1 protein-coding gene is annotated in these 1,388 nt (G+C 67.6%); it reads right to left on the bottom strand.

Annotated features, from left to right (window positions below; genetic code table 11):
- Positions 1-20: 20 nt before the first annotated feature.
- Positions 21-1,064: an IS110 family RNA-guided transposase gene (locus ACYVJ3_RS16585; RefSeq protein ID WP_460854185.1), complete on the bottom strand. Its 1,044-nt coding sequence runs from the start codon at positions 1,062-1,064 to the stop codon at positions 21-23.
- Between the last annotated feature and the right edge of the window lie 324 nt (positions 1,065-1,388).

The following is a 1,388-nucleotide window of genomic DNA, read 5'->3' as shown; positions in this document are numbered from 1 at the left end:
CCTGAAGCTCCTATAGATCGTCAAGCGGCAATGTGGATGTCGGGCGCTGGTGCCGTGTCGCCTAGTGCTTCTCGGATGAGGGGCAATAGTTCGCGGGCGACGTAGCGTTTGAGGCAGCGCATGATCTCTCGTTTGGTGAGGCCCTGCTCGGTGCGTCTGGCCACGTAGTCGCGGGTGCGTTGGTCGTAGCGCATGCGGACCATGACGACTGTGTAGAGCGCGCAGTTGGCTGCTCGGTCACCGCCGCGGTTGAGGCGATGTCGGTCGGTTCGGCCCGAGGACGCGGGAAGTGGGCTCACGCCGCACAGGGCTGCGAACGCGGCCTCGGAGCGGAGCCGGTGGGGGTTGTCGCCAGCGGTGATCAGGAGTTGTCCGGCGACCTCGGTGCCGACGCCGATCTGGTCGACTAGGTCGGGTGCGGTGGCGGTGATCAGGGTCTTGAGGTCGTGATCGGCATCGGTGATCTCTTCGCTGAGGTGCTGGCAGCGCCGTGCGATCCGGCGCAGCGCGGTCTTGATCCCTTGCGCGGGGTCGCGCAGGTCCGGTGTCGGACGCAGTCGCGCGCAGGTCGCGATCAGCTCAGCCTGTCCGAGTCCGGCCATCTGTTCGCGGAGCTCGGCTGGCGCGGTGATGAGGGTCTGCCGCAGCGCGTTGATCGAGGCTGTGCGTGCCTTGATCGCGCCGCTACGTGCGACGCGTAGCGCCCGGATCGACTCCACGACCCCGTCATGGGTCTTGGGCGTTCCAGTGGCGGTACCGGCCTGGACGGCCCGGGCAGCTGCGACCGCGTCGGCGGGGTCGGACTTGCCGTGCTTGCGGCGGGCGCGGCGATCCGGGCGGTCGACCTCGATGAGCTTCACGCGGTGGTTGGTGAGGAACCGAGCCAGGCCAGCACCGTAGGAGCCGGTTCCCTCGATCCCGACCACGGTGATCCGCCCATGATCTTGGAGCCAGCCGAGGAGTGCGCCGTAGCCGGCGGATGTGGCTGGGAAGGTTGCGTGGCCCAGTTGGCGTCCGAGCTGGTCCAGCGCGGCGACGGTGTGGGTATCGGCGTGCGTGTCCACTCCGCCAGTGATCTCGTGCTCGTCGCGGTGTCTATCTAGCATTGGTGCCGTTCCGTTCTCTTCGTACCGATGGGGCCGGCACGCACCGCCGGTCGGGCGGACAACACAGTGACGAGGACGCGGCCAAGCTCCTATCAGGTCACGCTCCGTCCGGCCGGTACGTGCGCCCCCGGATGCCGACGGATCAGGCCAAAGGCACGAAGCCGGTGGATAACTGGGTCAGACGCCCGGGGACTTCCACTTCATCCTCGGCACCGACCTCGGCAGCCGAAGCCGCACACGCCGTACCTGTGGATGAAGCAGCCCTCGGATCATCACTGTGGA

This window comes from Nocardioides montaniterrae, assembly GCF_054782655.1.
This window is presented reverse-complemented; position numbering and strand designations above follow the sequence as displayed.